General features: G+C 74.7%; 4 protein-coding genes. 3 read left to right on the top strand and 1 reads right to left on the bottom strand.

The window, feature by feature from the left end; translation table 11 throughout:
• Positions 1 to 282: 282 nt before the first annotated feature.
• Positions 283 to 834: a hypothetical protein gene (locus AB0958_RS44435; protein ID WP_366896179.1), complete on the bottom strand. Its 552-nt coding sequence runs from the start codon at positions 832 to 834 to the stop codon at positions 283 to 285.
• 212 nt (positions 835 to 1,046) lie between these two features.
• On the opposite strand from AB0958_RS44435, the gene AB0958_RS44440 reads away from it, so the two are divergent.
• From AB0958_RS44440 to hutH, 3 genes are all read left to right on the top strand, one after another.
• On the top strand, positions 1,047 to 1,841 hold the full coding sequence (locus AB0958_RS44440; RefSeq protein WP_366896180.1) for an enoyl-CoA hydratase-related protein: 795 nt from the start codon (positions 1,047 to 1,049) through the stop codon (positions 1,839 to 1,841).
• A gap of 79 nt (positions 1,842 to 1,920) precedes the next feature.
• Complete coding sequence (locus tag AB0958_RS44445) at positions 1,921 to 3,066, top strand: sensor domain-containing diguanylate cyclase (RefSeq protein ID WP_366896181.1); 1,146 nt, start codon at positions 1,921 to 1,923, stop codon at positions 3,064 to 3,066.
• Between the two features lie 76 nt (positions 3,067 to 3,142).
• Positions 3,143 to 4,681, top strand: a complete 1,539-nt coding sequence (gene hutH, locus AB0958_RS44450) for a histidine ammonia-lyase (protein ID WP_366896182.1) — start codon at positions 3,143 to 3,145, stop codon at positions 4,679 to 4,681.
• Positions 4,682 to 4,756 lie beyond the last annotated feature (75 nt).

The raw sequence follows: 4,756 nt of genomic DNA on the forward strand, positions 1-4,756 counted from the left end.
GTGGCTCCGCCACATGACCCGCCACCCCGCACGCCGATCGCACGCACCGAACGCCGCTCCTTCTCCCACGGAGATCCATCAGAAGGGCCCTAGCGCCCGACCACGCCACGCAGCCTCGGACAGTGGCGCGAGCCCTCGCCTCCGCCGTGCCCAGGTGGCCGGCACCGTGGGCCGTGACGACCCGTTGCCGGTGCTCGGGTGTGTGCACCGAGAGGGAAGGCGACACACGGTCACCCCGGATCCGCCGTCGCTTCTCGTGCTTCGCCTGGGCCGCCGGACCTTCTAGCCGACCGCGAGTGGCTTCACGCAGAGGCCGATGACCGGCAGGCAGACGTCGCCGGTCGGCTGGTGTGTACCGGGCGTCGGGGTGGGGGCCGGGGCGGTTGTCGCGGCCGGTGTGCTGGTGGGCGGCGGGGGCGGGGTGTCCGGGGGCCGGGCCGGGCCCGCCGGGATGGTCGTCGGGACCGGGACCGTGCGGGGCAGGGCGGTGGGTGAGACCGACGGCGACCCGGCCGCCGCACTTCCTGCCGTGCCGGCCGTCGGCGCGGGGCTCGCGGTTCCCGTGCCGCCGCCTGCCGACGGGGCGGCCGCGGGGGCCGGGCCGATGGTGGCGGCCGCGTTCGCCGAGCGGGCCGTCGTCGCGTCGGCGGTCGGATCCAGCCGGGGCTCGGCCTCCGCCGCGCCGGGCGCGCCGCCCTCGCCGCCGTCGGGAGTCAGCCGTACGAGACTCAGCACACCGGCGGCCAGCGCGAGCCCTCCGGAGGCGAGCAGCACCTTGCGGGGGCGGGGCTTGCGGTGCCGCCCCCGGCGACCGACTGCTGACGTTCCCGTCATGACCTTCCCTCCCCGCCGTCCCCCCGATGCGCCATGGCGAGCGCACGTTATGCGTTCCTGTGGGGTGTGCGCCGGGAGTCTCCCGGGATGTCACCCGAACGGGGGTCTCCGGGCCGATCGGCACCCAGGACCCGCCGCTGCCCCTTTCCCTGGCCCGCCCCGGCTGCGATGATCGGACCCAAGCTGTTAACACGCGTTAACCGGAGGGTGTCGTGAGCGAGGAGCGGTTCGGGGAGTTCGTGCTGGTGCGACGGCACGGTCCGGTCGCGGAGCTGGTCCTGGACCGGCCCAAGGCCATGAACGCGGTGTCGGCGGACATGGCTCGCTCGATCGTGGCCGCGTGTGCCGCGCTGAGCGCCGACCGGGACGCCCGGGTGGTGGTGGTGACCTCCTCGCACGAGCGGGCGTTCTGTGTCGGCGCCGACCTCAAGGAGCGCAACTCCATGACCGACGCGGAGCTGGTCCGGGCGCGGCCGCTGTCGCGCGGGGCGTACACGGGCGTGCTGGAACTGCCGATGCCGACGATCGCCGCCGTGCACGGCTACGCGCTCGGCGGGGGCTTCGAGCTGGCGCTGTCCTGCGACGTGATCGTGGCCGACGGCACGGCCGTGGTGGGCCTGCCGGAGGTGTCGGTGGGCGTGATTCCGGGGGGCGGCGGCACGCAGCTGCTGCCCCGCCGGGTCGGCGCGGCCCGCGCGGCCGAGCTGATCTTCTCGGCGCGGCGGGTGGAGGCGCCGGAGGCGCACGAGCTGGGCCTGGTCGACCAGCTGGTGGAGGCGGGGCAGGACCGGGAGGCGGCGCTGGCGCTGGCGGCCCGGATGGCGGCGAACTCGCCGGTGGGGCTGCGGGCGGCCAAGCGGGCGCTGCGGCTCGGGCAGGGGCTGGACCTCAGGGCCGGTCTCGAGGTCGAGGACGCGGCCTGGCGGACGGTGGCCTTCTCGGGCGACCGCGCCGAGGGCGTCGCCGCCTTCAACGAGAAGCGGAAGCCGCAGTGGCCGGGCGAATAGACGCCGATGCCCTCGCCCGGCGACACCTGTTCGCCGCACCAACGTCCCGAATGCAGCAAATCATCCCTAACCTGGAGTAATGGGTGACGACAACCGCCTCGCCGCCATAGTGGCCCTGGCGCAGGGCATGGCCGCCGCGCACACCCCGCGGGAGTGCTGGCACGCCGCCGCGACCGGTGCCTGCCGCGCCCTGGACGGCAGCTTCGCCGCACTCTCCGTGTGGGAGCGCGAGCTGGGCCGGCTGCGGGTCCTCGTGAACGTCGGCGAGCGCGCCTTGGACGAGGAGGAGTTCCCGGACACCGAGGCCTACCCGGTGCACCAGTTCCCGGAGATCACCGAGTTCCTGCACGAACGCTGGGCGGGCGGCGGCAGCCCCAACGCCTGGGTCGAGACGGCCGAGGGCACCGCCGCCGGCCGCCCCGGCTACTCGCACCGGCGCGTCGACGCCCTGCGCCGCCGGGGCCGCGGCTGCTGCCTGGTCGCCCCGATCGTGCTGCACGGCAGGGCCTGGGGCGAGCTGTACGTCGCCCGCGCCGCGCACGCCCCCGTCTTCGCCCGCGCCGACGCCGGCTTCGCCACCGTCCTCGCCTCCGTCGTCGCCGCCGGGATCGCCCAGACCGAGCGCCTGGAGGAGGCCCGCAGGCTCGCCTACACCGACGCCCTCACCGGCCTCGCCAACCGCAGGGCCGTCGACGCACGCCTCGACGAGGCGATCGACCGGCATCGCGCGGACGGCGCCGTGGTCAGCCTGGTCGTCTGCGACCTCAACGGGCTGAAGAAGGTGAACGACACCCGCGGGCACGCCGTCGGCGACCGGCTCCTCGAACGCTTCGGCTCGGTGCTGTCCCTGTGCGGGGCGATGCTGCCGGGCGCCCTCGCCGCGCGGCTCGGCGGTGACGAGTTCTGTCTGCTGACGGTCGGCCCGCCGGCCGACGACGTGGTCAAGGCGGCCGACGAACTCTGCCGCCGCGCCGGGGAGCTGGAGCTGGGGGAGGGTGTCGCCTGCGGGGTCGCCTCGACCGCGGACCCGATCGGCCCCGTGCGGTCGGCCCGCCGTCTGTTCCGGCTCGCGGACGCCGCCCAGTACCGTGCCAAGGCGCTGCGCGCGAACCGTCCGGTGGTGGCCGGACGGGAGGGGCCGGACGATCCTGTCGTGCGGCTGGCGGACGCGCCCCCGCCGGAACGGGCCGAACGGCGCAGCTTCCGCGGGCGCCGGGGACTGTGACGTAGAAGTAAGGGGCAACCCCGTACCCCACTAGTGACAGCGGCTGCATTCAGTGCTTACGATCCTGAATATGGATATGCACACTGTGGTGGTGGGGACGTCCGGTGTCACCGCGTCCGACGTTCTCGCCGTGGCACGCGGCGGCGCCCGCGTCGAGCTGTCGGCGGAGGCGGTCGCGGCGCTCGCGGCGGCCCGGGAGATCGTGGACGCGCTGGCGGCCAAGCCGGAACCCGTCTACGGCGTCAGCACCGGCTTCGGTGCCCTCGCGACCCGGCACATCAGCCCGGAACTGCGGGCCCAGCTACAGCGCAACATCGTCCGCTCGCACGCCGCCGGCATGGGGCCGCGGGTCGAGCGCGAGGTCGTACGGGCCCTGATGTTCCTGCGGCTGAAGACCGTCTGCTCCGGGCACACCGGTGTGCGTCCCGAGGTCGCGCAGACCATGGCCGACGTGCTCAACGCCGGTATCACCCCCGTCGTGCACGAGTACGGCTCCCTCGGCTGCTCCGGCGACCTGGCCCCGCTGTCGCACTGCGCCCTCACGCTCATGGGGGAAGGCGACGCCGAGGGCCCGGACGGCGTCGTACGGCCCGCCGGTGAGCTGCTCGCCGAGCACGGGATCGCGCCCGTCGAACTGCGCGAGAAGGAGGGGCTCGCCCTCCTCAACGGCACCGACGGCATGCTCGGCATGCTGGTCATGGCCCTCGCCGACCTGGACATGCTGTACAAGTCGGCCGACGTCACGGCCGCGTTGAGCCTTGAGGCGCTGCTCGGCACGGACAAGGTGCTCGCGCCCGAACTGCACGCCATCCGCCCGCACCCGGGGCAGGGCGACAGCGCCGCCAACATGCTCGCCGTGCTGCGGGGTTCCCAGCTGACCGGGCATCACCAGGGCGACGCGCCGCGCGTACAGGACGCGTACTCCGTGCGGTGTGCTCCGCAGGTGGCCGGGGCGGGCCGGGACACCCTCGCGCACGCCCGGCTGGTCGCGGAGCGGGAGCTGGCGTCGGCGGTCGACAACCCCGTGGTCCTGCCCGACGGACGGGTCGAGTCCAACGGCAACTTCCACGGGGCGCCCGTCGCCTACGTCCTCGACTTCCTCGCCATCGCGGTGGCCGACCTCGGGTCCATCGCCGAGCGGCGGACGGACCGGCTGCTGGACAAGAACCGCAGCCACGGGCTGCCGCCGTTCCTCGCGGACGACGCCGGTGTCGACTCGGGTCTGATGATCGCCCAGTACACGCAGGCCGCGCTGGTCAGCGAGTTGAAGCGGCTGGCCGTTCCGGCGTCGGCCGACTCGATCCCCTCCTCGGCGATGCAGGAGGACCACGTGTCCATGGGGTGGTCGGCCGCGCGCAAGCTGCGCACGGCGGTGGGGAACCTGGCGCGGATCATCGCGGTGGAGCTGTACGCGGCCGGCCGGGCGATCGAGCTGCGCGAGGGGCTGACGCCGGCGCCGGCGTCGCGGGCGGTCATCGAGGCGGCGCGCTCCGCGGGGGTGCGGGGGGTCGGGCCCGACCGGTTCCTGGCGCCGGACCTCGCGGCTGCGGAGGAGTTCGTGCGGGGCGGGGGAGTTGTCGCTGCGGTGGAGACGGTGACCGGGCCGTTGCGGTAGGTCGTCCCGTGCGGGTGCGCGGGGGCTGGTCGCGCAGTTCCTCCCCCAGCCTTCGGCCGGGGGTACCCCCAGCGC

This window comes from Streptomyces sp. NPDC006655 (assembly GCF_040703965.1).
Classification (GTDB): domain Bacteria; phylum Actinomycetota; class Actinomycetes; order Streptomycetales; family Streptomycetaceae; genus Streptomyces.

Excerpts from the sequence above, each read along its gene's own strand:
- AB0958_RS44435 (WP_366896179.1), bottom strand. The coding sequence starts at position 834 with ATGACGGGAACGTCAGCAGTCGGTCGCCGGGGGCGGCACCGCAAGCCC.
- AB0958_RS44445 (WP_366896181.1), top strand. The coding sequence starts at position 1,921 with ATGGGTGACGACAACCGCCTCGCCGCCATAGTGGCCCTGGCGCAGGGC.
- hutH (WP_366896182.1), top strand. The coding sequence starts at position 3,143 with ATGCACACTGTGGTGGTGGGGACGTCCGGTGTCACCGCGTCCGACGTT.